At 58.2% G+C, this 26,328-nt stretch carries 31 protein-coding genes and 1 tRNA gene; 20 read left to right on the forward strand and 12 right to left on the reverse strand.

All coding sequences use genetic code 11. From position 1 onward, the window contains the following. Positions 1-2: 2 nt before the first annotated feature. Together UM93_RS15870 and UM93_RS15875 are read right to left on the reverse strand one after the other, a co-directional pair. Entirely contained in the window at positions 3-767 is a 765-nt protein-coding gene (locus tag UM93_RS15870) for an ABC transporter permease (RefSeq protein ID WP_045076463.1), read from the reverse strand. Next, positions 764-1,759: an ABC transporter ATP-binding protein gene (locus UM93_RS15875; protein WP_045076464.1), complete on the reverse strand. Its 996-nt coding sequence runs from the start codon at positions 1,757-1,759 to the stop codon at positions 764-766. Before UM93_RS15875 ends, UM93_RS15870 begins: the two co-directional genes overlap by 4 nt. A gap of 125 nt (positions 1,760-1,884) precedes the next feature. On the opposite strand from UM93_RS15875, the gene UM93_RS15880 reads away from it, so the two are divergent. After that, positions 1,885-3,093: a sensor histidine kinase gene (locus UM93_RS15880; protein ID WP_045076465.1), complete on the forward strand. Its 1,209-nt coding sequence runs from the start codon at positions 1,885-1,887 to the stop codon at positions 3,091-3,093. Next, entirely contained in the window at positions 3,090-3,698 is a 609-nt protein-coding gene (locus tag UM93_RS15885; protein WP_045076466.1) for a response regulator transcription factor, read from the forward strand. Before UM93_RS15880 ends, UM93_RS15885 begins: the two co-directional genes overlap by 4 nt. 12 nt (positions 3,699-3,710) lie before the next feature. Here the strand turns inward: UM93_RS15885 and UM93_RS15890 are convergent, their stop codons facing one another. From UM93_RS15890 to UM93_RS17875, 3 genes are read right to left on the reverse strand one after another with little or no spacing between them, the layout of a single operon-like run. Further along, on the reverse strand, positions 3,711-4,211 hold the full coding sequence (locus tag UM93_RS15890) for a PaaI family thioesterase (protein WP_045076467.1): 501 nt from the start codon (positions 4,209-4,211) through the stop codon (positions 3,711-3,713). Between the two features lie 36 nt (positions 4,212-4,247). Then, on the reverse strand, positions 4,248-4,655 hold the full coding sequence (locus UM93_RS15895; protein ID WP_045076468.1) for a hypothetical protein: 408 nt from the start codon (positions 4,653-4,655) through the stop codon (positions 4,248-4,250). Between the two features lie 51 nt (positions 4,656-4,706). Continuing rightward, on the reverse strand, positions 4,707-5,027 hold the full coding sequence (locus UM93_RS17875) for a hypothetical protein (protein ID WP_199921777.1): 321 nt from the start codon (positions 5,025-5,027) through the stop codon (positions 4,707-4,709). A gap of 457 nt (positions 5,028-5,484) precedes the next feature. Between UM93_RS17875 and UM93_RS18150 the strand changes: the two genes are divergently transcribed. The 3 genes from UM93_RS18150 to UM93_RS17350 all read left to right on the forward strand — a co-directional run bounded on the left by UM93_RS18150 (position 5,485) and on the right by UM93_RS17350 (position 6,899). Continuing rightward, positions 5,485-5,754, forward strand: coding sequence for a helix-turn-helix domain-containing protein (locus tag UM93_RS18150; RefSeq protein ID WP_045076469.1), 270 nt, complete (start codon positions 5,485-5,487; stop codon positions 5,752-5,754). A gap of 95 nt (positions 5,755-5,849) precedes the next feature. Beyond that, positions 5,850-6,440 (forward strand): bacterial proteasome activator family protein, encoded by a 591-nt coding sequence (locus UM93_RS15910; protein WP_045076470.1) that lies wholly within the window; start codon positions 5,850-5,852, stop codon positions 6,438-6,440. A gap of 6 nt (positions 6,441-6,446) precedes the next feature. Further along, positions 6,447-6,899 carry a hypothetical protein gene (locus UM93_RS17350; protein WP_052663998.1) on the forward strand — a complete coding sequence of 151 codons (453 nt, stop codon included), beginning with the start codon at positions 6,447-6,449 and terminating at the stop codon, positions 6,897-6,899. On the opposite strand, the gene UM93_RS15915 is transcribed toward UM93_RS17350, so the two are convergent. Then, positions 6,873-6,945: transfer RNA gene (locus UM93_RS15915), tRNA-Thr, on the reverse strand. The genes UM93_RS17350 and UM93_RS15915 overlap by 27 nt on opposite strands. A gap of 192 nt (positions 6,946-7,137) precedes the next feature. Here UM93_RS15915 and UM93_RS15920 point away from each other — a divergent pair. After that, positions 7,138-7,884, forward strand: a complete 747-nt coding sequence (locus UM93_RS15920; protein WP_045077641.1) for a phosphonatase-like hydrolase — start codon at positions 7,138-7,140, stop codon at positions 7,882-7,884. Between the two features lie 41 nt (positions 7,885-7,925). On the opposite strand, the gene UM93_RS15925 is transcribed toward UM93_RS15920, so the two are convergent. The 3 genes from UM93_RS15925 to tmk form a co-directional block, all read right to left on the reverse strand. Further along, entirely contained in the window at positions 7,926-9,482 is a 1,557-nt protein-coding gene (locus UM93_RS15925) for an alpha/beta hydrolase (RefSeq protein WP_052663856.1), read from the reverse strand. A 64-nt stretch (positions 9,483-9,546) separates the two neighbouring features. After that, positions 9,547-10,701 (reverse strand): DNA polymerase III subunit delta', encoded by a 1,155-nt coding sequence (locus tag UM93_RS15930; protein WP_045076472.1) that lies wholly within the window; start codon positions 10,699-10,701, stop codon positions 9,547-9,549. Beyond that, a complete protein-coding gene (gene tmk, locus UM93_RS15935) occupies positions 10,698-11,348 on the reverse strand; it encodes a dTMP kinase (RefSeq protein ID WP_234399332.1) in 651 nt (216 codons plus the stop codon). The genes UM93_RS15930 and tmk overlap by 4 nt, the downstream gene beginning before the upstream one ends. A 101-nt stretch (positions 11,349-11,449) precedes the next feature. Here tmk and UM93_RS15940 point away from each other — a divergent pair, with 101 nt between their 5' ends. After that, positions 11,450-12,604 carry a trans-sulfuration enzyme family protein gene (locus tag UM93_RS15940; protein ID WP_045076473.1) on the forward strand — a complete coding sequence of 385 codons (1,155 nt, stop codon included), beginning with the start codon at positions 11,450-11,452 and terminating at the stop codon, positions 12,602-12,604. Positions 12,605-12,613: 9 nt separating this feature from the next. After that, positions 12,614-12,946: a DUF2516 family protein gene (locus UM93_RS15945; RefSeq protein ID WP_267884329.1), complete on the forward strand. Its 333-nt coding sequence runs from the start codon at positions 12,614-12,616 to the stop codon at positions 12,944-12,946. A gap of 70 nt (positions 12,947-13,016) precedes the next feature. On the opposite strand, the gene UM93_RS15950 is transcribed toward UM93_RS15945, so the two are convergent. Continuing rightward, complete coding sequence (locus tag UM93_RS15950) at positions 13,017-13,805, reverse strand: class I SAM-dependent methyltransferase (protein WP_199921778.1); 789 nt, start codon at positions 13,803-13,805, stop codon at positions 13,017-13,019. A 178-nt stretch (positions 13,806-13,983) separates the two neighbouring features. Here UM93_RS15950 and UM93_RS15955 point away from each other — a divergent pair, with 178 nt between their 5' ends. Beyond that, complete coding sequence (locus UM93_RS15955; RefSeq protein ID WP_045076474.1) at positions 13,984-14,730, forward strand: phosphoglyceromutase; 747 nt, start codon at positions 13,984-13,986, stop codon at positions 14,728-14,730. Between the two features lie 90 nt (positions 14,731-14,820). Here UM93_RS15955 and phoU read toward each other — a convergent pair whose 3' ends face one another. Continuing rightward, positions 14,821-15,483 (reverse strand): phosphate signaling complex protein PhoU, encoded by a 663-nt coding sequence (gene phoU / locus UM93_RS15960; protein ID WP_045077648.1) that lies wholly within the window; start codon positions 15,481-15,483, stop codon positions 14,821-14,823. A gap of 167 nt (positions 15,484-15,650) precedes the next feature. Here phoU and UM93_RS15965 point away from each other — a divergent pair, with 167 nt between their 5' ends. Together UM93_RS15965 and UM93_RS15970 are read left to right on the forward strand one after the other, a co-directional pair. Beyond that, entirely contained in the window at positions 15,651-16,835 is a 1,185-nt protein-coding gene (locus UM93_RS15965) for a sensor histidine kinase (protein ID WP_082057202.1), read from the forward strand. Next, positions 16,832-17,512 (forward strand): response regulator transcription factor, encoded by a 681-nt coding sequence (locus UM93_RS15970; RefSeq protein WP_045076475.1) that lies wholly within the window; start codon positions 16,832-16,834, stop codon positions 17,510-17,512. Before UM93_RS15965 ends, UM93_RS15970 begins: the two co-directional genes overlap by 4 nt. A 134-nt stretch (positions 17,513-17,646) precedes the next feature. Here the strand turns inward: UM93_RS15970 and UM93_RS15975 are convergent, their stop codons facing one another. Continuing rightward, positions 17,647-18,231: a hypothetical protein gene (locus UM93_RS15975; protein WP_045076476.1), complete on the reverse strand. Its 585-nt coding sequence runs from the start codon at positions 18,229-18,231 to the stop codon at positions 17,647-17,649. A 279-nt stretch (positions 18,232-18,510) separates the two neighbouring features. Here UM93_RS15975 and UM93_RS15980 point away from each other — a divergent pair, with 279 nt between their 5' ends. From UM93_RS15980 to UM93_RS16020, 9 genes are all read left to right on the forward strand, one after another. Beyond that, positions 18,511-18,993: a CarD family transcriptional regulator gene (locus tag UM93_RS15980; RefSeq protein ID WP_045076477.1), complete on the forward strand. Its 483-nt coding sequence runs from the start codon at positions 18,511-18,513 to the stop codon at positions 18,991-18,993. Between the two features lie 185 nt (positions 18,994-19,178). Beyond that, on the forward strand, positions 19,179-19,946 hold the full coding sequence (gene ispD / locus UM93_RS15985) for a 2-C-methyl-D-erythritol 4-phosphate cytidylyltransferase (RefSeq protein WP_045076478.1): 768 nt from the start codon (positions 19,179-19,181) through the stop codon (positions 19,944-19,946). Further along, entirely contained in the window at positions 19,946-20,446 is a 501-nt protein-coding gene (gene ispF / locus UM93_RS15990) for a 2-C-methyl-D-erythritol 2,4-cyclodiphosphate synthase (RefSeq protein ID WP_045076479.1), read from the forward strand. Before ispD ends, ispF begins: the two co-directional genes overlap by 1 nt. Positions 20,447-20,626: 180 nt before the next feature. Next, complete coding sequence (cysS, locus tag UM93_RS15995) at positions 20,627-22,132, forward strand: cysteine--tRNA ligase (protein ID WP_045076480.1); 1,506 nt, start codon at positions 20,627-20,629, stop codon at positions 22,130-22,132. Continuing rightward, on the forward strand, positions 22,132-23,121 hold the full coding sequence (rlmB, locus tag UM93_RS16000; RefSeq protein ID WP_045076481.1) for a 23S rRNA (guanosine(2251)-2'-O)-methyltransferase RlmB: 990 nt from the start codon (positions 22,132-22,134) through the stop codon (positions 23,119-23,121). The genes cysS and rlmB overlap by 1 nt, the downstream gene beginning before the upstream one ends. Continuing rightward, on the forward strand, positions 23,118-25,154 hold the full coding sequence (glgX, locus tag UM93_RS16005; protein WP_045076482.1) for a glycogen debranching protein GlgX: 2,037 nt from the start codon (positions 23,118-23,120) through the stop codon (positions 25,152-25,154). The genes rlmB and glgX overlap by 4 nt, the downstream gene beginning before the upstream one ends. Positions 25,155-25,157: 3 nt before the next feature. Beyond that, positions 25,158-25,670: a guanyl-specific ribonuclease gene (locus UM93_RS16010; protein ID WP_045076483.1), complete on the forward strand. Its 513-nt coding sequence runs from the start codon at positions 25,158-25,160 to the stop codon at positions 25,668-25,670. After that, the gene (locus tag UM93_RS16015) at positions 25,667-25,984 is read left to right on the forward strand and encodes a barstar family protein (RefSeq protein WP_045076484.1); all 318 of its coding nucleotides are present in this window, start codon (positions 25,667-25,669) and stop codon (positions 25,982-25,984) included. Before UM93_RS16010 ends, UM93_RS16015 begins: the two co-directional genes overlap by 4 nt. 27 nt (positions 25,985-26,011) lie before the next feature. Beyond that, positions 26,012-26,320 carry a MazG nucleotide pyrophosphohydrolase domain-containing protein gene (locus UM93_RS16020; RefSeq protein ID WP_045076485.1) on the forward strand — a complete coding sequence of 103 codons (309 nt, stop codon included), beginning with the start codon at positions 26,012-26,014 and terminating at the stop codon, positions 26,318-26,320. Positions 26,321-26,328: the final 8 nt, after the last annotated feature.

Raw genomic sequence — 26,328 nt, forward strand, 5'->3', positions numbered from 1 at the left:
GCTCAGCGTTTGTCCCAGCGAAATTTCTTCACGCCGTAATATCCGAAGAGCACCGTCCAAGCCAGCATCACAGCGAGCGCGGGAAGATAGTCGCCCCAACTTGGTGAGCTTTCCCAGGCTTGGCTCACCAAGATGGCTAGCGCGCCGCCCGGGCTTAGCAATTGCAAGGTGCGGAAATCCCCGTCCGGAAGCACCGCTGTCCAGATCGCGGTGCCCAGCGCCAAAAGGAAGAATGGCATAACGGTGATTTGCGCCGCTGCAGCCGAGGGGGTGTAAACACTGGTGACGAGACCGCAGCTGGAGCACATAGCGATGAACAGCGAGAGTGCGATCACTAGCAGCCAAGGCTGTCCTGGCAGTTCGGCACCACGCGAGAAGAACGCCACCAACACAATGGCGAGTTGCAGGACGGCCAAGATGATGCTGGGCAACAACATACCCGCCAGGATTGAGCCGTCCGAAGACTCGCCGCTGCGAAGTCTTTTCAGGAAGAGTTCTTCGCGACGGGTCGCCAGCGTGGTGGTCGCTGTGAGGTAGACCCCCATCACCGAGATCAAGGTGATCAGCATGACGACCTGCAGGGTGGCAAGCGCCCCTCCAGCCGAGCCGGAAATCACGTAAAAGGCGCCAAACACCAAAGGAATGATCAACGCCCCGGTGAGCACGGTCTTATTGCGGAAGGTGATTTTTGCTTCCGACCAGGCAATCGATAGCGCTCTGGAGAGTGGGCTGAGTTGCTTGCTGCTGCTTTGCTCTAGCGGATTCATCGGGCGACCTCCAGATCGTTTGCGGACGGCTTGAGGGCTGAGTTGTCCGGGCTGCTTTGGCGGGAACTAATCCTCCGAAAGACCTCGTCGAGTGAGGCCTCCGATGCATTGAGTCGGTCAAGCCTGAGCCGCCTTTCATCCGCCCAATTGAGTAGTGCGCGCAAGTCGGCTTGCAGCTGATGGGTTCGGATGCTGACCCGTAATTCAGCCGCTTCGGTAACCACCGACTGGCCCAAATTCAGCTCAGCCAAACTGGTATCCGAAGGCACCGAAAAGCTCAAAAGTGCTGGCTCCGAGGCGAGAACTTCGCTTACCGAACCGGTCAAGGCGAGCTCTCCTTCATGCATAATCGCGAGCCGCTCGGCTAATTGAGTGGCTTCTTCCAGGTAGTGAGTGGTGAGCAGCACGGTGGTGCCGCTGTTATGCAACTCTCTGATCACCGACCAGGTGCGGGCTCGAGACTCCGGATCGAGCCCCGTGGTCGGTTCGTCGAGGAAGAGCAATTCGGGGCGATTTGCGGTCGCAAGCACTAGATCCAGTCGGCGGCGCTGGCCTCCGGAGAGTTGTTTGACTCGGACTGAGGCCTTGCTGGAGAGTTCCAACGTTTCTAGGGACTGTTCAGTTGTGCTTTGGCGGCGCTGTTTGGAGCCAGCCCCACTTGACAGCCGCAACCAGAGATCAACCGTCTCCCTTACGGTCAGATCGTCGGCGAAACCCGCCTCCTGCAGCATGATGCCGAGTCGAGGTCGCAACGCCGCCTTCTGTCTGAACGGGTCAGCGCCCAACACACTGACGGTGCCAGCAGTTGCCGGTCGGTGGCCTTCTAAGGTCTCCATAGTGGTTGTTTTGCCAGCTCCGTTGGTGCCGAGCAGCGCGAAGAATTCACCGTGTCGGATCCTCAGGTCAATACCCTTGACAGCTTCAAAGCTGCCGTAGCTGCATCGCATCCCTTGGGTTGCGATAGCAACTTCATCATCGGGAAAATTGTTCATAATTCCAGCATCGATGAGTGGGTCCGAGCAGAGTAGTTTCCGGATGTCATTGAATCCGCTGAATATCTCCCAAGCACACCATGACTTTTGTCATAGCTCTACGATGGCCAGATGGGAAAGAAAAAATGATCTCTCAACCGCTTGCCACGCAGAGCTCGGAAAGCGGTGGGCGTGGAGTGATGTTCACCTGGTGGTACACGCTCTTCTCCATGGTAGCCATTCTGGTTGCTACTTATGCGCTGCTTTTTCTGGAACTGCTAGCGGTGGCTCCGATTGTTGGCTGGCGGGATTGGGCGTTGGTGTGCTCACTCGCGCTCAGCCTGATCGGTGCAGTGCGTTATACCTGGTTGTTGCGGCGCGGTTTTGGCGCCGGGCTGCCTGCGCTGCGTTACCAGCTGATTTTGTTACTGCCAGCCATCTTGGTGACCGTGCTCGCCTCGCTTCAACAGCCACGGGATCTGATGATGACTGTGCCCGCCTGGTGGGCGGCCTGCTGCATGGTAGCGCTGCTGCCCAAAAATCGCATGTTCGGTTTGTTGTTGGCCGCTGCAGCCATCGGCCTGCTCCGGCTAATGGCCGGGGTGCTCAGTGGTGCCGATCCGATCGGTCTGTTCAGTTTTGAGTCCCAGCAGCTGGCGTTCTATTTCTTTTTCATTCTGTTCTTTGCGCCTATCACCTTGGTAATGGGTCTGTGGTGGTGGAATATTGTGGTGCAGCTTGACCGCAGCCGCAGTGCCTTCGCCGAGCTTTCGGTGGCGCGGGAAAGACTTCGCTTTGCCGCAGACCTGCACGATATCCAGGGCCACCATTTGCAGGTGATCGCGCTCAAGACGGAATTAGCGGAGCGGCTGATGGATCGTGATCCGCAAGCGGCACGGCAGCAAGTGCACGAAGCCCAGGTACTGGCGAGAACCGCGCTCGAAGATACCAGGGCGCTGGTGCGGGGCTACCGTCAGGTAGCTTTCACCACCGAGCTAAGGAACGCTGCCGAAGTATTTGAGGCGGCCTCGATTCAGGCAACTGTGCGCGCCGACGGAGTGGAGCTGAGCGCAGACCAGGGCACCCTTTTCGGGGTGCTAATGCGCGAGGCAAGCACCAATATTTTGCGGCACTCGGCGGCGAGCAAGGTGAGTATTCAGTTGAGCGCTGAGGCCGCCATGTTGGTGCTATCGGTGAGTAATGACGGAATCATCAGAACGGAGGATGTTGTGACAGCCGAGGGGACCGGCCTTCGGGCGCTCAAAGAACGCCTGGAGGCAGCGGGGGGTTCGTTGGAAGTAGCTCAATCTGCAGAGAGATTTACCGTGACAGCGAGATTGCCGGAGGCATTATGAAACAGATCCGTCTCATCATTGCTGATGACGAGCAACTGATCCGTGGTGCCCTGGTGGCTTTGCTCGAACTGGAAGAAGACATTCTGGTAGTGGGCTCAGCGGATAATGGCAGCGACGCTGTTGCTCTGGCTAAGGAATTGCAGCCAGATGTCTGCTTGCTTGATTTGGAGATGCCCCCGAGCGACGGAATCTATGCGGCCGAGGAGATATTGGCTAAGGTCAATACCGCTGTGGTGATTGTGACCCGACATGCGCGACCGGGTGTGTTGCGCCGTGCCTTGGCAAGCCGGGTGGCTGGGTTTGTGCCCAAGTCAACGCCGGCGGAGAAACTGGCAATGGTGATCCGTGATGTTGCGGCGGGGCGACGATACGTTGACCCCGAGATTGCCGCGGTCGCCCTCAACGCCGAAAGCTGTCCGCTTACCTCGCGAGAACTCGATGTCTTGAGATTGAGCCGGGCTGGGGAGACGGTGCAGAGCATGGCAAAGACCTTGCACCTCGCCCCGGGAACGGTGCGTAACTACATCTCCTCGGCGATGGCTCGACTCGCAGTGCAAACTCGTTTTGAGGCGGCAAAGATTGCCTGGGAGCAAGGCTGGATCTAGTCCGGCGAGGAGTCAGTATGGAAAGACCAGTAGCGTGCTAGAGGCGGTCGCAAGCAGCTTCCCGTTCGAATCGAGCACGCTCCCCTCGGCAAAGGCAGCTCTACTGCCAGGTTTGCTGACCCTGCCGATTGCGGTCAGTTCACCGGTGCCGGAGAGCACCGGGCGTAAATAATTGATTTTGATCTCCAGCGAGGTGTATCCCTGTCCCGACGGCAGGGTGGTTTGAACTGCACAGCCGCATACTGAATCCAAGAGAGTGCAGACTAGGCCACCGTGCACCGTGCCGATCGGATTATACATCGATTCATCGGGCCAGCAACTAAAGGTGACTTCGCCGACGGTCGCGGAGACCGCCGTCATCCGCATCAAACCGCTGATTGGTGGTGCCGGGATCTTCCCGTCAATCATTGATTGCATGTATTCCAAACCACTCATTGTCTTGGCTAGGTTCGCGCCAATGAGTGGATCCTGCCACTCGATGGTCCGAACGCGGTCGATCTCTAACTCATCCATGCCTTCACCTTAGCGAGATAAGTTACTCATGGGTAGCTAATCGGCTCCATCCTCGCAGTAGGCAGCCAGGAAGATGGCACGTTCTTTCGGGCTCAAATTGTCGATTCGGTCGCAGAGCACCCGTGGCGTTACCCATAGACAATCGGCTAGCTCGTCAATCGAAAGGGCCCAGCGTTTATGTCGCAGGAGCTCTTCGAAGGGGATCAATCGCCGAGCTGTTTCGGCGCGTACCTGATGCTCGACGGCCGGTGTCTGGCGATGGGTGTGAGAACGCTCAATATGTATCAGTTCGTGAGTCAAAGAACATCTTTTTTCCACCTGTAGAAGTCGGCTGTCGAGCCAGATAATGGAAATTCCATCAGTTAGTGCGCTGACGTGTTCCAATCTGGCCCAAACCACGGTGATATGCGGAAGATCCCTTAAAGCGCGCCAAGGATGAAACATGAAAAAAGCCTAGAGGGCTGCTGAGACACCGTTGAGCCGGAAGGAGTGAAGTTACTTCCGGCGCCAGCGCTGTCGCGCGAGCTGCGGTTCCTCGCCGAGCGCCTCAAGATCGTCGACGTTCTCCTTGCCTGTGCTACTGCTGGAGTCGGCAGCCAACACGAGCTGCTCCTTATTTTCTTTAAGCGCTCCCTCAGGCTTGTGGAACGACTTTTCCTCCACAGCGGTGCGAATCAACGTGAGAATTGCCTCGACCATCTCCTTGGAGAGTTTGTCGGTGCTGTCTGGCATCCTAGTAACTAGTTCTGAGTTGGTCTTTTCGACATCAAGCCCAAGGTCGACAGCATAAGCGAGGATGATTTCTCGAACTGGCATTTTCAATATTTCGGCAAGGGCTCGGAAGGTATCTGGATTCTTGGGCCAGCTCTTAGGTCCGGTGTTTGCTAATTCGTGAAGATATTGGAATTTGAGACTGAAACCGACACTTTCTGCGCGGCTAGCCAAATCGCGATAGGACAGGCCGGAGCTCTCACGTTCAGCTCTTATCAACTCACTGATCGATTGCATCCGGCGCGGTCTCTCTTGTCTTTGGGGGGAGCACAGCCGCTCACTAGTTGTGCTGACTCAGTAAAGCTTATCTAACCGTCTACTTGTCCCGTCTACTAAATTTTGTTCTTGGCTGACCGGTCCTCCGAGATCTTTAAAGGGATTCAGGGATCTCAACGGGGAGTGTGTCTACCATTTTTGATCGCAGATGTAAACCATTAATTGACACTTAATAAATTACCAAGGGACACTTAGTGCGTATTTTGACCATTCAATAGGGGGAATCATGCGGCTAAAGAGCGCTGACACCTTGCGTGCGCTCATGCAACAGGAGTCAGTTTCCATTGGCAATCTAGCCGCGAGTGCTGGCTGCTCAAAGGGCTTTATCTCGCATCTATTGGCTGGCCGGCGTCGTTCTTGCACTGCTGCCCTAGCGGCAAAAATTGCGACTTCGTTAGGCGCTCCGGTCACCGTTCTATTTGAGATTTCAAAGCCAATTCCCGCCGATGCAATCAGGATTCTTGGGCCTTATCACCGTTCTCAACGGCGACATTGAATTCGGTCCGGAGCGGTTCCGACGAAAAATCGATGACTGTAGCGAGTGATAGCTGGTGAACGCTCGCTCTGAGAATCGCATGAGAAGATAAAGCCATGAGCGATGTTCACGATGAGAACGTAGAAGCCATCACCGAGGGCCTGCTTGCTGAATCGGTTGAAGAAGCCAAGCCCAGCTCTTCAAAGGGGGCGCTTAAGGATCTGGTCGATGAACCAGCGAAGGTGATGCGGATTGGCACCATGGTTCGGCAGCTGCTCGAAGAGGTAAAAAGTGCTCCGCTGGATGAAGCGGCCAGGACCCGACTTGCCGAGATTCATGAACGTTCAATCAAAGAACTCGAGGATGGCTTATCGCCTGACTTAATGGAAGAGCTGCATCGCATCAGCCTGCCATTTAGCAATGAAGCAGTTCCCTCTGAGGCCGAGCTGCGAATTGCTCAGGCACAATTAGTGGGTTGGCTTGAAGGCTTGTTCCACGGCATCCAGACCGCCTTGGCGGCTCAGCAAATCGCTAATCAGCAGACTGCGGCCCAGTTGCAACTCCGCCAGTTGCCGCCGGGCACCATGATCGCGCCAGGAGTGGTGATCGGCGAAAACGGCGAACCGCAGCGGGCGCCGGTCAACACTGCTCAGCAGGTTAAGCGGGCCACTGATGACGCTGGGGCATCGCCAGGTCAATATCTTTAGGCGCTGATGACGCTTTTTAGCAAGCTGTTTTCCGCTCGGCGAGACGAAGTCGAGCTAGGGCAGGGGTTGTGGCGCCGGGCCCATGATCGTTTTCGGCGTGGCTTGGATCGTTTTCACCAGATGCTGGAAAGAATCGATGACGAATCGCTACAGCAGGACTTGATACCGATTGCGAACAATCTCGCTGAACTCTTGCCAGTAGTGCGTGCAGTCTGCGTTTCCGCACAGCGTTTATCGCCGAGCGCCGGACTGGATGTGCCGGCCGGAGCGTTCAATGAGATACATCGTGAACTGACTAGGGCTGGCACCGCACTCGCGACCGCGGCCGAGGCGGTCGCCATGGCGAGGTTAGACGCCTCTTCGGCTTCGGTAGAGGCAACCTGGCGACGCGCCGTGCAAGTTGAGGCTCACATTGAGCTGGCAAAAAAACTGAGCCTCCTAACAGAATCGAACTGTTGACCTTTTCATTACGAGTGAAACGCTCTACCGACTGAGCTAAGGAGGCCGGTCACCCGAAGAGCGGATGACGCAAGAATCAACTCTAGGTGACAGCCCGGCCTGGGTCAAAACGTTCGACCTCTGTTCACCCGACTTTCGCTCGGCATTCAGCCGACAGTTCGGCGGACGAGCCAAGCTATTACTTAAGAACTTGGTGTTTGGCTTAATGAGGAGCCGCGCCACCTACGATCGGAGCGGCGTGAGTCTTGACAGCATAACGGAAGTAGTGCGCTCCTCGAGGCAGCAACTTAAACTCGCGGTGCTGGATATGACCGGCACCACCGTCGCGGATGACGGTTTGATTGAGCGCGCCTTTAGCTCGGCCGTCGCTCCGGAGGGAGTGGAGCCAGGTAGCGAGCGCTATCGAAGCATGCTGGGATATCTCCGTGAGACGATGGGGATCTCAAAGATCGATGTGTTTCGGCAACTCTTTGGCGCTAATCACGAACAAGCAGCCAGGGTGCATCGTGCCTTTGAGGTCGGCTACGATGAGGCACTTTCCGAAGGCACGCTGCGGCCCGTCCCAGGGGCGGAGAGCGCTATTAACTTTTTGCGAGAGACCGGTATTAAGGTCTGTCTCACTACTGGATTCGCCCGGCACACTCAGAACAGCATGCTGGAGTCGCTGGGTTGGATGGGGCTTGCTGATCTGAGTCTCTGTCCGGCGGACGCGGGTCGTGGCGGGCCCTTTCCGGACATGATCCTGACCGCGATTCTCGCCCTTGATCTGGACGATGTGCGGCAGACATTGGTGGTGGGGGACACCACTTCCGATATTCAATCGGGCTGTCGAGCTGGTGCTTCACTGGTGCTCGGCGTACTCACCGGGACGCATCAAGAAGCGGCTCTGCGTGCTGCTGGAGCACATGATGTGATCCCCTCGGTGGCCGAGCTGCCAACTTTGCTCAGCGGTGCCGGGAATACTTTGCACTCGCTTTGGCGCTAAGCCTGGCCGGAACACTCTTGGGCTAGGCTAGGACGCAGCTATCAGCACTTTAAGCCGTCTTGCGGGGTTTTATCGTCGACGAAATAGGAGTCAACCGCGTTGCCTACGCAGGCGTTAGAACGACCGTAGGCGGTGTGGCCGTCGCCATCCCAGCTCACCAGCACGCCAGCGCTCAATTGCTTGCTGAGCGCCTCCGCCCACTCATAGGGGGTCGCAGGATCTCGAGTAGTGCCAATCACCACAATCGGCCCGGTGCCCTTCGCCGTGATGGGGTGCGGGGTGACCTTCGACTGATAAGGCCAGTCCTTGCAGCCCAGGCCTGAATAACCGAGGTATTTTCCGAAGGTGGGGGAGGCGGCCTGCAGAGCTTTGGATTCAGTGCGCAGCGCCGTGATATCGGTGCTCATCTGGTAGTCCAAGCAGTTAATAGCGGTAAAAGCGAAGGCGGAATTGGAATTGTATTTTCCGGAATTCGGATCACGATCGGCCGCGTAGTCGGCAAGGGACATCATGCCATTCGGATCCCCGTTCATGGCGTCAGTCAACGCTTTCTGGAGCACATCCCATAAATCAGTGGAATACATTGCCAGCGAAAGCCCCGAACTGAAACCGGCACCGGTCAGCAGTCTGCCGTCGCGGGTCTTTTGTGGGGTTTTTTCGTAGCTCTCATTGAGAGTCCGGATCTGCTGAACCGCCTCATCAGCGCTGCCGCGGAAAGGACAATCAGCGGACTGGACGCAATTTTCTGCCCATGACTTTAGCGCGGCCTCGAAAGCCTTAGCCTGCCCCATGCCCAGCGTTTCCACCGTTAGTGTCGGATCCATTGCACCGTCGAGAACGAATTTGCCGACCTTGTCCGGGAACTGATCGGCGTAGCTTGCGCCCAGTTTGGTGCCATAGGAAAAACCGAGGTAATCGAGCTTCCGCTGGTTGAGGATGGCTCGCAAAATATCCATGTCTTTGACCGAGGAGACGGTGTCGACAAAGCCGAGTACCGGGCCGGTGTTCTTAACGCATTCGGCGATGTCTGCTTTGTTCTGTGCTTCGTAGTCGGTGACACCGCTATCAGTGTCCAAGTCATAACTCTTCTGGCGCTCCGCATCCATGGCCGAGTCGCTGAGGCACTTCACCGGCGCGGACCTCTTCACACCACGTGGGTCGAAACCGACCAAGTCGAAGGCGCCTCGAAGCTTGCTGGAGAAAAGGCTGGAACTATCGGCGACCATATCGTAGCCGGAGCTTCCGGGGCCGCCGGGGTTCAGCAACAGTGAGCCTTTCCGGGTGGAACTGGCCGGCAACTTCACCACTGCCAACTCGATGCTTTGCCCTTGTGGCTTGGCATAATCCATCGGTACTTTCACCTTGGCGCAGCGCATATTTCGCTCACAACTCGTCCAGCTCACCTTTTGGGTGTAGAACTCTTTGAGCTCGGCGGGCGTACCTTCCACTACGGCAGGATCCTGACTGACCTGCTCCGCGTTAGGAGCGGAGTCGGGGAACAGCGGGACACAAGCGGTCAGCGCGACCAAGCTCATGACTAGCAGTGCGGCCGGTGCCACAGCGCGGCGCACTAGCCTTGGCTGGCGTTTCGTCTTCATTTTGGCTCCTGCTCCGGCGTGCTTTCCTTGCCGACAAATCTATCGTGTTCCTGCTGTGTACCTTTCACAGCAGGCTGACAGTCATCGCCTCCAAGGCCAGCAACGGCGCCACATTACTGCTCAGCAGCCGGCGTCTGACGTCGTTAATGGCTTCGATCTTTTGCAAGCTCACTTCTGAACTGCTCTGCTCCGCATAGTCAGCTAACTCAGTACGCAGCGCGGAATTGACCAGTTCATCGTCGCTGGCTTGGGAGTTCGACAGTTGCAGCAGCAGCACATCGCGGTAAAACGAGATCAAATCTGTGAGCGCCCGGTCGAGAGTATCGGTGATGGAGCGCTTAGAACGTCGCTTCTGATCTTCTTCCAGCTGTCTGATCTGGGCGCGCATGGAGGGAGGCAGGGTGCCGCTCTCGGGCGCCCCAAGAGAACGCAATAGCTGTTCTTTTTCCGCTAGATCGCGCTGTTCGTTCGAGGAGGCAGCTTCTGCGGTAGCCAGCTCCATCAGTGACGAAGCGGCTCGGGCAGCCGCAGAGACGCCGCGCATTCGTAACGGTAATCGAACGATTTCATCGCGACGCTGCCGCGCGCCCTCGTCTCGTGCCAGTCGGCGCGCAATGCCGACGTGACTCTGCGCAGCTCGGGCGGAGGCAAGCGCCAGCGCAGGTTCAATACCGTCCCGACGAATCAGCAGTTCGGCGACATCCTTAACTGGCGGCACGCGCAAGTTAACCATTCGGCAACGTGAGCGAATCGTGACCAGCACATCGGCTGGGCTGGGTGCGCAGAGCACCCAGATGGTGCGCGGAGGAGGTTCCTCTATCGCTTTCAGAAGCACATTGGTGGTCCGCTCCACCATCCGATCGGCATCGCCAATGATGATGATGCGCCAGCGCGCCGAGGCTGGCCGATCCTGCGCTTTGGTGACCAGCTCTCGAGCTTCTTCAATGCTGATGGTGGTCTTTTCGGTTTCCAGCACTGTCACGTCGGAATGGGTGCCAGCCAGTACTGTGTGGCAGGCATGACACTGACCACAGCCCCGCTGGGCGGGGTCGCTTTGCTCGCAGACTAAAGCGGCAGCGAAGGCTCGGGCAGCATTCGACCGCCCGGAACCGGGCGGCCCGGTGACCAGCCAGGCGTGATTCGGTGTCGTTTGCAGGGCGGCCTGCCGCAGTTGTGTAACTACGGGTTCTTGGCCCTGCACATCGTCCCAAACGCTCACAATAACTCCAGCACCCGTGAGTAGATCCTCCGGTGCAAATCCTGCACCGGGAGTCGAGCATTCAAAACTAAATAGTGCTCGGGCCGGGCCTCAGCCAAACTCAAAAAAGCTTGCCGAATCTGCTGATGGAAATCATCCGGTTCCGACTCCAGCCGATCAGCTTCCCCGACCGGCCGCCGCTCCCGGCCTTCATCGGGAGTGACGTCGAGCAACACAGTGATCTCGGGCAACAGCGCCGAGGTTGCCCACTCGTTCAGTTCACGGATTTTCGTTTCACCAAGTTTGCGACCAGCGCCCTGGTAAGCCACCGAGGAATCAATATAGCGGTCGGTGATCACGATTTTTCCCGCTGCTAGCGCGGGGCGAATCAGTTGCTCGGCGTGAGCGGCGCGCGCTGCGGCGAAAATCAAAGCCTCGGTGCGTGCATCAATTTCGCCCTGTCCATGGTCGAGCACGATGCTTCGCAACTTCTCACCAACCTCGGTCCCTCCGGGCTCGCGAGTTCTCAGTACCTGATGACCAGCAGCCACCAAGGCATCGGCAAGCAGGCCAGCTTGGGTCGATTTGCCGGCGCCGTCGCCGCCTTCAAAAGCGATGAACAGGCCCGGTTGAGCTGCCTCGGGGCTTGGCAGAACATGTGTACTCACCAGCCAAGCCTACCGAGTATCTCTGACACTCCGCGCGCCCTGGGCACGTCATCTTGACGCCGAGGTGCGGTTATCCAATGTGTCGTCAGTAAACTGGCGAGATGGACGCTGCCGAGTTCCCGATTGCCCCGGATACCTTAGTTGTCAGTGCGGGGCGCCCCGCTCGTGAGCATGATGCCGCGGTGAATCCGCCGATCGTGCTGTCTTCTACTTTTCATGGCACTGGGCAAGTAGTAGATGGCGATCGCGCCTATGGCCGGTACTCGAACCCCAGTTGGGAGCCGTTTGAGGAAGCGCTCTCCGCGCTCGAGGGTACTGAGCTGCCGGGGCTACTCTTTGCCTCTGGCCTGGCCGCAGTCTCAGCGGCCCTGGATCTGGTTCCGCCTGGCGGGGTTCTGGTGATGCCGAAGCATGCTTATCAGGGTGCCTTAGTGATGGCGGAGGAGCTCGCGGCCAAGGGGCTGTTCGAGCTACGGAAGGTAGACATCGCCGACACCGCTCAGGTGCTGGCGGCATTGCCCGGGGTCAGCGTGCTGTGGCTGGAGAGCCCGACCAATCCAATGCTCGAAATCGCCGATGTTCCGCAACTCAGTGAGGCAGCGAAGCAAGCCAACCCCCAGGCTGTGGTGGTGATGGACAATACCTTTGCCACCCCGCTGGTGCAGCGCCCACTTGAGTTTGGTGTTGACCTGGTGCTGCATTCGGTGACCAAGTATTTAGCCGGGCACTCCGACGTCGTGCTGGGGGCTTTAGTTACCTCAAAGCCGCAGTTGCGTTCGCAGTTGCTGCACTATCGATCCATCCACGGCGCCATCGCCGGGCCTTTTGAGGCCTGGCTAGCGTTACGCGGCCTGCGTACCCTCGCGCTGCGGGTGGAGCGCTCGCAGGCGACAGCGCTACTCCTCGCTGAGCGTCTTGCCGCGCACCCCGCCGTTGAAGCGGTGCGCTTCCCCGGCCTACCCGAAGACCCGGGGCATCAGCGAGCAAAGCAGCAGATGACCGGCTTCGGCTCAATCATCTGCCTACAGATTGCTGGCGGCCAGTCCGCCGCCGATGCCGTTGTCACGGCTTTGCAGCTCTGGACTCCAGCCACCTCTCTGGGCGGCGTGGAGTCGTTAATCGAGCGACGTCGGAGGCATGTCAATGAGCCAACCACGGTTCCAGAGAACCTGCTTCGACTGAGCGTGGGAATTGAAAACCCTGAGGATCTTTGGTCAGATCTGCAGCGAGCCCTGAATTCGCTGCCGAGCAGTTAGGCTAGATGGGTGATAGCCGGACTGCTTAATTACTGGATCATGCTGTTAGCCGGGTTGGTAGCCCTGGGAATACAGCTGTGGGCAATGGTGGATTGTCTGATTGCCAAGCCCAGCGAGTTCGAGCGCGCGGATAAGCGGAACAAAGGCTTCTGGACTGCCATCACCGTCGTTGCTGCTTTCGTCGGCGCGATTAACTTGCTCAGTCGCGGCCTCGGCTTCTTCTTCATCTTGGCCGTGGTGGCTTGTGTGGCCGCTGGCGTGTACCTGGCGGATGTGCGACCCGCGCTGCGGTTAGTACGTCGCGGCGGTGGCCGCCCGATGGGCCCCTACGGTCCCTGGTGACCTTAGGGGCTGTTCTGTGCCGAGGCGGAGCCAACGGCGTTTTCGCCTACTTCCGCTGAGCGAGCTGCGGTTATTCTCTGGGCGCCACCGCGTGCCAAGCAACAGTGAGCTCACCGAGTCGCCAGCGACTCGGCCCATCGAGAACTGGCCAGCCATCGTTTTTGAGGGCCTGGCAGCAGGCTTGCCAACGTTGCCGATCGCCGAAACTCGCCAGTGCTGAAGCCTCCAACCAGTGTTGATCGAGAGTCTGCAGGAACTCGTGGATACGTTCACCGGCCAGATTGCGGTGAATGAGCGCTTTGGGCAGCCGTTCGGCAACCTCTGAGGGCAGTTGGTAGCTGCCAAAGCGTTGCGAAATGGTGAGCGAGATCGGGCCGTCAGCCTGCACCGAAACCCAGCTAGCCCGTCTGCCAATTTCATCGCAAGTGCCATCGACGAGGAGCCCCTGTGGCGCAAGCCTGTTAGAAACTGAATGCCAAATGGCGGTGACATCGCGCTCTTCGTATTGTCGGAGCACATTGAAGGCGCGGATAAGGACGGGTTTCTCGGGGGTGGGAATCTCGAAGCCGCCGAGCATAAAGTTGAGCTGCTCGGTACTGAACTCCTGGGCCTGGCGGACTCGCTCTGGTTCGATCTCGATGCCGGTCAGGCGCAGCGCCGGTTGCACAGTGACTAGGCGCTGGAAAAGTTCGACTGCGGTAGCCGGGCTAGCTCCGTAGCCTAAGTCGACCACGAGTGGCCGAGGGCTGGTCTTGAGCCGCCAGGCTTGCGGGCCGGCCAACCAACGATCCACCCGACGTAGTCGATTGGGGTTAGTGGTACCGCGGGTAACGTTCCCGACCGGCTTGGCCGAGGTCATCGCGCGTATTCTTTGAGCTCTTTGCACCACTCAATAAATTTACCGTCTTCGGGATTGGTCGGCCTAGCGTCCTCCCACGTCTCGCAGGCTCGACGCAGGGCCCTCGGACGATAGCGCCTATCGCGCTCCCTGACCTCGCTAGCTCGGTCTGGGGCCCTCGCGCGATAGGCTTGGACCCATGACTTATTCGTTGATCTTGCTGCGTCATGGACACAGTGAATGGAATGCTAAGAACCTCTTTACTGGCTGGGTTGATGTTGATCTCAATGATCAGGGCCGGGCGGAGGCAGTGCGGGGCGGACAACTTTTGGTGGAGAACGATCTGCTGCCCGACATTCTCTACACTTCCCGGCAGAAGCGCGCGATCAATACTGCCAATATCGCCCTTGCTGAGGCGGATCGTGGCTGGATTGACGTGAAGCGTTCCTGGCGACTCAATGAACGTCACTACGGGGCCTTGCAGGGCAAAGATAAGGCGCAGACACTGGCTGAGTTCGGGGAAGCGCAGTTCATGGAGTGGCGGCGTTCCTATGATGTATCGCCGCCGCCTTTGGCCGATGATTCCGAGTACTCCCAGGTTGGCGACCCGCGCTACGCGGATCTCGGCGATAGCATCCCGCGGACCGAATGTCTCAAGGATGTGCTGGAAAGATTGTTGCCGTACTGGGAGTCCGATATCTCGGTTGATTTGCGAGCAGGCAAACGGGTTCTGATTGCCGCGCACGGGAATTCTTTACGCTCTTTGGTTAAGCATCTGGACGGGATCTCCGATGCCGATATTGCCGGCCTGAACATCCCGACCGGGATCCCACTGGCTTATGAATTGGATGACAATCTCAAGCCCATCACCCCGGGTGGCCGCTACCTCGACCCAGAGGCCGCTGCGGCCTCCATCCAAGCGGTCGCCAATCAGGGTAAAAAGTAACCCCTTAAAGCCGTCGAGTGTCGAGATATGGGGCTTAAAACGGAGAATTAAACCCCATATCTCGACACTCGAGGTGTGTCTAAGGACTGCTTATGGCTGCGTGAAGCTCTCCGGCTGCCACTGACCGGTGACTAGATAAGAAACCTTTCGGGCGACCGAGACGCCGTGATCTCCGAAGCGCTCGAAATAGCGGCTGGCCAGCGTCACATCGACCGTGGTGGAAGGATTCTCTTGCCACTCCGGTGCTGAGATTGCACCGAAAACGCTGCGGTGTAGTTCATTGATTCGAGCGTTTGCCGACTGAATGTCGTTGACCAGTCCGAGTTCGCGGGTCTCTAGCAGTTCGGTGATCTTGCGAGAAATCTGAATATCCAGCTCGGCCAATTCATCGAAGGTGCTGGTGAGCGACGCCGGGATAACCTTTTCCGGGAAACGTAAGCGAGCCAGCTGGGCAACGTGACGCGCTAGATCGCCCATCCGCTCCAGCGAAGCGCTCATCCGCAAGGAGCCGACGATCATCCGCAAATCAGAGGCTACAGGCCCCTGCAAGGCCAGGATATCGATGGCACGTTCATCCAAATCGTTCTGCAGGAAGTCGATCCGGGCGTCGGCGGCAATAACTTCTTGAGCCAGTTCCACATCCGCGCCGGTGAAGGCCTGATTCGCCTTTTCGATGGCTTCGGTGACGAGAGATGAAATCTCAATGAGTTCTTCGCCCACTTGGTGGAGCTCCGCCTGAAATACTTTACGCACTGAGCGTCCTTTCACGTTTATTCTCAGGCTGAAGTCATAGCCCTAGGCCAAACCCTTCCAGTTGACCGTAAACGGACGGGCACGAGAAGGTGAACGTTAGTTGAATCACCGGTCGAAGCAGGTGAAATCCGCGGTTCGGGCTCCTATTCTAAGCATAAGCTAGTGCTGTGGACCCCTTGCTTATCGGTGTGATCTCCGGGCTCATCGGCGTTGTCGTCGGTGCTTTCGGTGTGCTCGCGGTCATCCTGAGTGATCGGCAGCGCAAGGTGCTCGAAGCCACTGAGGAGCCAACACTGCCGCCGGGCTCTGCCGAGGTGCTGGCTGTGGTTGGTCGGGCCTTCGTGGTGATTGATGCGGTGGATGGGGTGGTTCGGGCAAGCCCGGGTGCCTACGCTTTTGGCCTGGTCCGCGGGCACACCATGGTGCACAAAGAACTTTTGGAGATGATCGCCCGAGTACGGCGCGATGGTGTTATTGAGGAACGGCAGCTCGAATTGCCGCGAGGCCCGCTCGGCCAGGGCACCATCATCGTTCAAGTGCGGGTAGCGCCGGTCGGTGAGGAGTACATCTTGCTCTTAGCTGATGATCGAACCGAAATAACCCGTACCGAAGCGATCCGAAATGATTTCGTGGCCAACGTTTCACACGAGTTGAAAACTCCGGTCGGTGCTATCTCGCTGCTTGCCGAAGCGCTTGAAGACTCACCGGAGGATGAGGAAGCTGTTCGACGCTTCGCTCAACGGATGCATAAAGAATCGGCCCGCTTGGCGGCTCTGGTGCAGGACATTATCGAGCTTTCCAGGCTACAAGGCGCGGATATTGTTCAGCAGGGTCGGCCGGTGGACCTCAATACCGTGATCGCCGAGGCAGTGGATCGCTCCAAACTGCAAGCGGAGAGCAAGAACATCGAGATCGTGGTCGGTGGTAGCGTCTCTGAGCTGGTCTACGGTGATGCCGACTTGTTGGTTACCGCGTTCCGGAACCTGATCGACAATGCGGTGAGATATTCGCCCGCTAATACCAAGGTCGGCGTCGGCTTACGTTCCAGTGGTGGCTTGCTGAGCATCTCCATTTCCGACCAGGGCGATGGTATCGGTCCGGAAGAACAAGAACGTATCTTTGAGCGGTTTTATCGGGTAGACGCTGCTCGCTCGAGACAGACCGGTGGTACCGGGCTAGGGTTGAGCATCGTCAAACACGTTATTTCTAACCACGGAGGCGAAGTGACGGTGTGGTCGCAGCCGGGGAGCGGCTCCACTTTCACCGTGCGCTTGCCGGAAATGGAAAAAGGCCAAGCCGATTCGGTCGGCACTATTGAGAACGACAATGAGAGCCAAGGAGTATCTGCGTGAGCAGGATTTTGATTGTTGAGGACGAGGAGTCCTTTTCTGACCCGCTTTCCTATCTGCTGGCGAAAGAGGGGTTCGAGGTAGAAGTGGTCGATAACGGTATCGACGCGATCACCGAGTTTGATCGGGCCGGGGCTGACCTAGTTCTATTGGATCTGCAACTTCCGGGGCAATCTGGTACCGAGGTTTGCCGCCAGTTGCGGGCTCGTTCCTCGGTGCCGGTAATTATGCTCACCGCCAAGGACTCTGAAATCGATAAGGTTGTCGGTTTGGAGCTCGGTGCCGACGATTACGTCACCAAGCCATATTCTTCCCGTGAATTGGTAGCGCGGGTGCGGGCGGTGCTGCGCAGGCAGGGCGAGCCGGATGAGCTAATGACCACTACCGTGCAGGCCGGGCCGGTGCGGATGGACATTGAGCGCCACGTGGTCAGCGTCGATGGCGAGCAGGTTTCGTTGCCGCTGAAAGAGTTTGAATTGCTGGAGATGCTGTTGAGGAACTCCGGTAGGGTGCTCACCAGAGGCCAGCTGATTGATCGGGTTTGGGGTCTTGACTACGTGGGCGACACCAAGACGCTTGACGTCCACGTCAAGCGGCTACGCTCCAAGATCGAACCCGATCCGGCGATGCCCAGGCACCTGGTGACGGTGCGAGGGCTGGGCTATAAATTCGAGCCCTGAGCCCTGAGCCCTGAGCCCTGAGCCCTGAGCCCTGAGGGTGACCGCACTGAATGCCGGCGCCGAGCGTCGCGATTATCAGTTGCGCTTAACAAAAAGCTGGCTCGGTCCGTAGACCGAGCCAGCTGAAGAGAAATCTAGTGTCCGCTCGGCGAACTTGTAGGCGAGGCACTTGGCGAGCTGCTCGAGCTAGGGCTCGCCTCTCCGGAGTTACCGCCGTTATCGGGTAGATACGGCTTGTATTCCGCGAGCGTGCCGTCCAAAACAGGTATTTTGAGTTCGACGCTCGAAGTTCCGGGACCATTCTGGCTGACCTTGACTGTCTCTAAGGAGCCAGCGTGCTGGGCGACGGTGCTCAGGATGGAGGAGTCGCTCTCCTGATTGAGGTAGTAAGGTTCTCCCGGTTTTACGGTGAACTCGGTTTGTGAGCCTGAAGCCCCATTGAAGGTCACCCTAATCGGGCTCTTCGAGGTGTTGAAGACTGCGCCGATCACTCGGCCGGGCTTGTCTTCCCCGGCTGAGACCAAGAGGATATTGCGCAGTTCAATGTTGCCCAAGTCGTGCCGGACGCCATCAGAAGCGGAGTAAACCACTGTGGTTTGTTGGGGGGCGATGTATCCACAGCCTGCCAGCGTCGTGATACCCAGGAGGCTGGCGCCGATGACAGAGGCAGCTGCTAAGCGACGGCGGGTGGTCCACCGATTGCTGGTAGCGAGTTTCACTTACTTACTCCTTGGATCCTTCACGGCGCAGTGTGGCGCAACAGTAGAACTTCGTCAGTAGAACTTAGTCAAGGAACAGACTATCGGCAAAAGCGTGATTCTCTCGACTTAGGGCTCTATCGGGTGCCTCTTGGATGCACTTTTTCGGCTTCACGTCAAGAGCTAAATTTTAATATCCAAGTTCTGGACTAAGCCGCTGACCTGCATGAACGCTGGGAACTCCCGTCGGCTTCGCGACCATTTCGTGATAAACTAGAACGCGGGAAAGGGAGTATCCACATGGTTTTTGAGGTCGGCGAGACAGTAGTTTATCCGCACCACGGTGCTGCGAAGATCGAAGAGATCAAAATGCGCACTATCAAGGGCGAAGAGAAAATGTATCTCAAGCTCAAAGTGGCCCAGGGTGATCTGACCATTGAAGTACCTGCAGAAAATGTAGATCTAGTAGGCGTCCGCGATGTGGTGGACAAAGCCGGTTTGGAGCACGTTTTTGATGTGCTGCGGGCCGAGTTCACCGAGGAACCGACCAACTGGTCGCGTCGTTACAAGGCGAACTTGGAGAAGTTGGCTTCCGGTGACGTGATTAAGGTTGCTGAGGTTGTCCGTGACCTTTGGCGTCGGGATCATGATCGCGGCCTATCAGCGGGCGAGAAGCGCATGCTGGCCAAAGCTCGGCAGATTCTGATTTCGGAATTGGCCCTCGCGGAAAAAACCGACGAAGAAAAAGCTGCCAGCGTGCTGGATGAAGTACTGGCATCCTAAATATTCGATAAGGGCCCCGATCCACGGATCGGGGCCCTTGCCATGTCCAGCGCCCTTTTCCCAGGTATCCCATTGAGCGTCGCTGGTGTGACAGAAGGGCAGCTTTATTCGCAGCACCTGTCACTTTGCTAACACTCAACGTGATGGCTGGCTTAGCGCCTAATCGAATAGCTGGCAGTTAGGCTATGGCCATGGAATCTCCTTCGACTTTACGCACTGCGGTGATCATCGTGGCCGCCGGTTCAGGGGAACGGCTGGGCCAAGGTATACCGAAGGCGCAGGTCATTCTCGGCTCGGAACCTATGCTCAACCACGCCCTGCGAGGAGTTTTGGCGACTGAAGTGGCCGAGCAGATCTGCGTGGTGTTACCGCGAGGTGATACCGAGCTGCGTGCCCAGCTTGCCGGGTTCGACGCCGGGACCGGTGTACGGATCACCGCGGTCGACGGCGGTTCCACTCGGGCTGACTCGGTTCGTAACGCCCTTGAGGTGCTGGCAGGGATCGACGTAGTGCTAGTGCATGATGCCGCCCGGGCGCTGGCTCCCGTCGAGGTCTTTCACCGCGTGCTGAACGCTTTGGAGTCCGGGGCGAAAGCGGTGATCCCGGTGATCCCGGTGGTCGACACGATTAAAGTCGCGGTTCATTCGGAGGAACCGGGCATTGCTCCGGAACAGGTGCGCTCCACACCCGCGCGGGAGCAATTACGTGCGGTGCAAACCCCTCAAGGTTTTGAGTTGGCCACCCTGCTCAAGGCCCATCAGGCATCTGCGATGTTCACCGATGCACAAGCCGCCGCGATCACTGATGATGCGATGCTGGTGGAGTCCCAAGGCATCCCGGTATATCTGGTGAGAGGCTCGGAGCTGAGTTTGAAAATCACCACTCCGCACGACTTGTTATTCGCCGAGGCCTTATTGGAGGGCCCAGCAGCTCCGCGGTGGGTGGAGGGCTAATGGCGGCGGGCGCTCCGTTGATTCCGCGCACCGGCATCGGCATTGACGTACACGGCTATGGTTTGGCAGCCGATGAACTGTACTTGGCCGGACTCTATTGGCCGGGAGAAATTGGTTTGAGCGGTCATTCGGATGGCGATCCGGTGGCGCATGCTGCGGCGGATGCACTATTTTCCGCGGCTGGGGTGGGCGATTTAGGTACCCATTTTGGTACCGATCGTCCCGAGTACGCCGGGGCTTCCGGGGTGACCTTGCTGGCTGAGGCAGCCCGAATCGTGCGGGCCGCGGGGTTCGAAATCGGCAATATCGCCGTGCAATTTGTCGCCAATAGACCGAAGTTCGGTCCGCGCCGCGCCGAAGCTGAAGCTGCCCTGAGCGCCGCAGCCGGTGCACCGGTCTCGGTCTCCGCGACAACCTCGGACGGGCTGGGCTTCACCGGCAAGGGCGAGGGGATCGCAGCGATAGCTACCGCGCTGGTGTATCTGGCGCCTGCCGGATAGGAAACCCTCAACGGGAGCACCACATTGGCAGGCAAAGCTGGTGCTGGACTATCTCAGCACTACATTGTGGCCGTTAAGTGGTGCACCCACTACGGATTGGACTCCGGAAAGTCTGGTTCGGCGTCCCAAGCTGTAGCGCAATATCAACGGATTGACCATGGTATCCGCTAATCTTGACAAGTGACACTGCGCTTTTACGACTCCGCCACCGCCGAAGTACGCGACTTTCAGCCCCTGATTCCGGGCCAGGCATCGCTTTACTATTGTGGTGCCACCGTGCAGAGCGAACCGCATATCGGGCACCTGCGTTCGGCCCTGGTCTTCGATCAACTCACCCGCTGGTTACAGTTCCGTGGCTTGCGAACTACCGTGGTGCGCAATGTCACCGATATAGACGACAAGATTCTGGCTAAAGCCGCCGAAGCTGGCGAAGAATGGTGGGCTCGTGCCTACCGTTACGAGCGAGAGTTCAATGCGGCGTATGACGCGCTCGGGATTTCGCGCCCCGACTATGAACCGCGTGCTACCGGGCACATCCCGGAGATGCACCAGCTCATCCAGGACCTGATCGATCGCGGCCACGCCTACCCGGCAACCGATAACTCTGGGGACGTCTATTTTGACGTCCGTTCCTGGGGAAAATACGGCTCGCTGACCCGGCAAAACATCGACGATATGCAAGCCGCAACCGACGCCGATCCGCGCGGCAAAAAAGACCCCCGCGACTTTGCGCTCTGGAAGGGGCGCAAAGAGGACGAGCCCGCCACCGCCTCCTGGCCGAGCCCCTGGGGCGCTGGTCGCCCAGGCTGGCATCTGGAATGCTCGGCCATGGTGGGCAAGTATCTCGGTGATGCTTTCGATATCCACGGCGGCGGTCTTGATCTGCGTTTCCCACACCACGAGAACGAAATGGCCCAGTCGCAGGCTGCTGGCAAGGATTTCGCCAACTTCTGGATGCACAACGGTCTGGTGAGCTATCAGGGCGAAAAGATGTCCAAATCGATCGGCAATGTGATTGGGCCGAATGAGTTGTTCGCGCAAGCTTCGGCTCGGGTGGTGCGCTATTACCTCGGTCAGGCGCATTACCGCTCGGTGCTTGACTACAGCCCGGAGTCGCTGGAAGAAGCCGGTGCGGCAATGAGAAGAATTGACGGGTTCATGGGCAAAGCAGCGCTGAGGGTCACCGAGATGGATATGCAAGACGTGTTTATGCCGTCCTCCACGCAAGCCAATATCGGCTGGTTCGCTTACGCGCCGTTAGGCTATTTACCCGAATCTTTCGGCGAAGCAATGGATGACGACCTCAATATTCCTAAGGCCCTAGCCGTGCTGCACGAGGCGGTTCGGGCTGGCAACGCGGCGCTGGCCAGCAATGATACTGACGAGTTGAAAAAGCATTTCTTCGCGGTACTGTCGATGACTTCTGCGCTTGGCTTGGACGCGCTGCCGTCGGAGAGAACTTCTTCAGCTTTAGCTGACCGGGCGCTGAATATCCTGATAAACACCCGCCTCGCCGAACGGACCGCCGCTCGGGCCGCGAAAGACTGGGCCCGTTCGGATGAAATTCGTGACGAGCTGGCGGAAGCTGGCATTAAAATTGAAGACTCGGCCGATGGGCCTAGCTGGACGCTGAGCACCGATAGTGGTTCGCCAGGCTCCAAAGCAACAGAACGGAAGAACTCATAATGGCTGGAAATCCACGGGCAGCAAAGGGCAAGAAGGGCCCCAGCAAGGGCACCGGCGGCCTCGGACGCAAGGCCTTAGAAGGCAAAGGACCAACCCCGAAGGCCGAGGATCGTCCGTATCACAAGGCTTACCGAGCAAAGGAGTTGGCCGAACGGTCAGCCGCTAAACGGCCAAGCTCGGCGGGGCAACGCAGCCGCAGCACCGGCAGAGGTCGGGCCAGTGAGGAAATGGTCACCGGTCGTAACTCGGTGGTGGAGGCATTACGTGCTGGTGTGCCAGCCAAGGTGCTCCACGTCGCCGTCCGGATTGAGGTGGATGACCGGGTGAAAGAGGCGCTCAAGATTGCCGCCGAGCGCGGCATCCCGCTGATGGAAACCCATAAGCCGGAACTAGACCGGATGACCGATGATGCCGTGCACCAAGGCCTCGCGTTGCAGATCCCGCCCTATAACTACGCCGATGCCATCGATCTAGCCCAGGAAACCGTCGACAAGTTCCATAAGGGCTACATCAATAATGCTCCGCTGATTGTTGCCTTGGACGGCATCACGGACCCGCGCAACCTCGGCGCGATCATCCGTAGCGTGTCCGCCTTCTCCGGCCACGCCGTCGTGGTTCCCGAACGCCGTAGCGTGGGAATGACAGCCTCGGCCTGGAAAACCAGTGCCGGTGCCGCGGTGCGCGTACCGGTGGCTAAGGCCGCCAATTTGAACCGTGCTCTAGAGGCTTTCAAAGGGATGGGTTACTTTGTGCTCGGTCTCGACGGTGAGGGCGACGTTTCGCTTCCCGAACTCGCGGTAGCTACCGAGCCGGTTTGCTTGGTGGTCGGCTCGGAAGGCAAAGGCCTTTCCCGCCTGGTGCGCGAAAACTGCGACCAGATCGTGTCGATCCCGATTGATTCCGCGATGGAATCTCTGAACGCTTCAATGGCGGTGGGCATTAGCCTGTACGAAGTTTCCCGACAGAGAGCTACCTCGAAAAACGCATGACAGAGATTATTTCCGCAAAAGTATTGGGGGCGGCAACTTCTCGTGCTTTCCCACTTGGCCTGAGCGCTCCGCTGCAGGGCGATCCAGCACGGGTTGTTAACGTTGCGGTGTGGGCGCCTGAGCTCACCGAATTGGTGCTCTACTTCAAGGCGCCGGATGCCGATTGGCAGGCCATCACGCTGCCGGAATTCTCCGACGGGGTGCACCACGGAGTGGTAGAGAACATGCCCATTGGCTCGCGTTACGGCTTCGCCGCGGGGGACGTCGAACCGGCCGATGAGCAACTTCTACTCGACCCCTACGCTCGGGCTATCGACGACGCCGAGGGCAAGCTGCTGGGCGTGCGAATGTTCTCTGGCTTTGACTGGAGCGACGATTCAGCCCCACATATACCGTGGCGGGACAGCGTGATTTATGAAGCTCATATTAAAGGGCTGACCCAGTTACATCCGGAGATTCCTGAGGAAATTCGGGGCAGCTACGCCGGACTGGCACATCCGGCGATGATCAAGCACCTCACCGAACTCGGCGTCACCGCGGTCGAACTCCTGCCGATTCACGCCCACCTCGATGAGCAGCATCTCCGCGACGCTGGCTTGCCGAATTACTGGGGCTACAACACCATTGGGTACTTCGCGCCGCAGGCCAGTTATGCTTCGGCGGCGGCTCGAGCAGCGGGTCCGCAGGCTGTGCAGGATGAATTCAAAGGCATGGTCAAACTGCTGCATGCCGCGGGCATTGAGGTGATCCTCGATGTGGTCTACAACCACACTGCCGAGGGCAAACGCTTTGAACCCACCTTGAGCTGGCGGGGACTGGCCGAGAAACGCTATTACCGTTTCCACGACGACCATTATCTGGACACCACCGGTTGCGGCAATACCTTGGATTTCTCCGAACCCAAAGTGATTCAAATGGCTTTGGATTCGCTGCGCTACTGGGTGGAAGAATTCCATATTGACGGTTTCCGTTTTGATCTGGCGGTGACGCTGGGCCGCGACGCCGCAAATAACTTTAATCCGCAACACCCCTTCCTGGTGGCGGCCAGCACCGATCGGGTGCTCTCTGGCGTCAAGTTGATCTCCGAGCCCTGGGATGTCGGTCATGACGGCTGGCAGACCGGTCGCTTCCCGGTGGGCTGGGCCGACTGGAACGATCATTTCCGTGATTCACTGCGTGATTTCTGGCTTGCCGATCAGGCCTCGATCGCTGCTGGCGGTAACGGTGGAGGACTAGCCCGGTTGGCAGACGCGCTCTCCGGTTCGTCGCGGCTTTTCGCAGCTTCGGGCCGCAGCCAGCTGGCTTCGGTAAATATGGTGACCGCGCATGACGGCTTCACACTGGCCGATTTGGTGGCGTACAACGGTAAGCACAATGAGGACAACCGCGAAGAGAACCGGGACGGCAGCGATAATAATCGTTCCTGGAACCACGGCGTGGAAGGTGCCACCGATGACGCCGCTATTCTCAGCGCACGGGCGCAGTCTGCGCGGAACCTGATGGCCACCCTGATTCTTTCGCTCGGGGTGCCGATGCTCACCGCGGGCGATGAACTCGGCAAGACCCAGCGTGGTAATAACAACGCCTACTGCCAAGATAATGAAATTTCCTGGTTGGACTGGTCAGCGGTGGATGAGACCATGCTGCTGACCACCCGACGGATGCTCCGGCTCCGCCGCGAGTACCTTTCCGCGCAGCCTTCCACTTACCCGGCGCGCGGTGAGACCTCGTACTTGCATTGGTTCGACGCCAGTGGGCAGCCGTTGTCGCCCGAGCAGTGGCAGGATGGCTCGCAACGGGTGCTACAGATGCTCCTCGGTTCGCCGGACGGGCTTACCGATGGCCTGGTGGTCTTCAACGCGACTGCTTCCGACGTCGAGGTCACCCTGCCGGGGCCAGGGGATGAACCGTCACGACAGTATGAGTACCGGTTCAGTACGAGTGCCAGCTACCCGAAAGGGCAGGGCCGCGAGGTCAGTTCCGGGCAGACCGATCTGCTGGCTGCTAACACCATCACCATCTATAGGGCCTAGTTGATGCCAGCAACTTCCAAAGCAGCCGTGCGGACAGCCGCGGCCCGGCGTAAACAGCTCGCCGGTTTGATCGCCGCGCTGATTGTGCTCGCGCTGATCATTGGTGGCACGCTGCTCTACAACCGTCTCACTGCGGGGAGCTCTGCCTCGGCTGAGCAGACGCAAAGTCAGAGCAGCAACGCCAAGAAGTCCACTGCCAAACCATCCAGCCAGCAGGCCAGCAATCCCTCGAAGCTGCCGACGCTCAAGGCCTCGGCGCTGCCCAAGGAAGCCCAGCAGACCCTGGCCTTGATCGCCAAGGGTGGGCCGTACCCTTATGATCGGGACGGCATAAACTTCGGTAACTTCGAAGGGGTGCTACCCAAGCAACGCAGCGGATACTACAGGGAGTACACGGTTAAGACTCCGGGGGAGTCAGACCGCGGTGCCCGCCGGATCATTGTGGGCGGCAAGGGCGAGAAGTACTACACGGACGATCATTACGACAGTTTCAGCTTCATTCTGGAGGGCCAATGAGCAGGAACGGGCAGCGTCCGGTCTTTGAGGTTCCGGCCGCACGATCCAAACAAGGCGTGCTGAAGGCCTTTGCAGAGGCGTTGGATTTCCCGGCGTATTTTGGCCATAACCTCGATGCGCTGCATGACTCGTTGCACGATTTCGCCGATGGTCTGAGTGAACCGAGCACCCTGGTTTGGCACATTGACCCGTGGTTCAAAAATAGCCAGGCCTACCGCAGCGTGCTGATGATCTTGCGTGAACTAGAGAGCGAGAAGCTGAGGGTTGAAGCGCGTGACGTAAAACGACTAACCGGAAAGGGCAGCGTCGAATAGTCCCGCTTAGCTGGCAAACTGACTTGGGTGGAACTACAACAGTTGCAAAAGTCCGTAGAGGCAGTCTCGGTTCAATATGCCAAGACCTTTGAGATCGATCGTACGGGTACCTGGTTCATGCTCAAGCTTCAAGAAGAAGTAGGTGAGCTGGTTCAGGCCTTTTTAGCGATGAAAGGTATGGGTCGTGATCGCGGGTATAGCGAGGAAGAGCTGAGGGATCGCTTTGCTCAGGAATGCGCGGACGTGCTAGCCCAGTTCCTTCTGTTGGCAAAAAATGAAGAAGTGGATCTTGAAGCTGCGATCCAGGAAAAGTGGCTCAGCCGATTGGGGCACTAACTCCGGGG

The sequence above is a fragment of the Psychromicrobium lacuslunae genome (assembly GCF_000950575.1).
Lineage (GTDB): Bacteria > Actinomycetota > Actinomycetes > Actinomycetales > Micrococcaceae > Renibacterium > Renibacterium lacuslunae.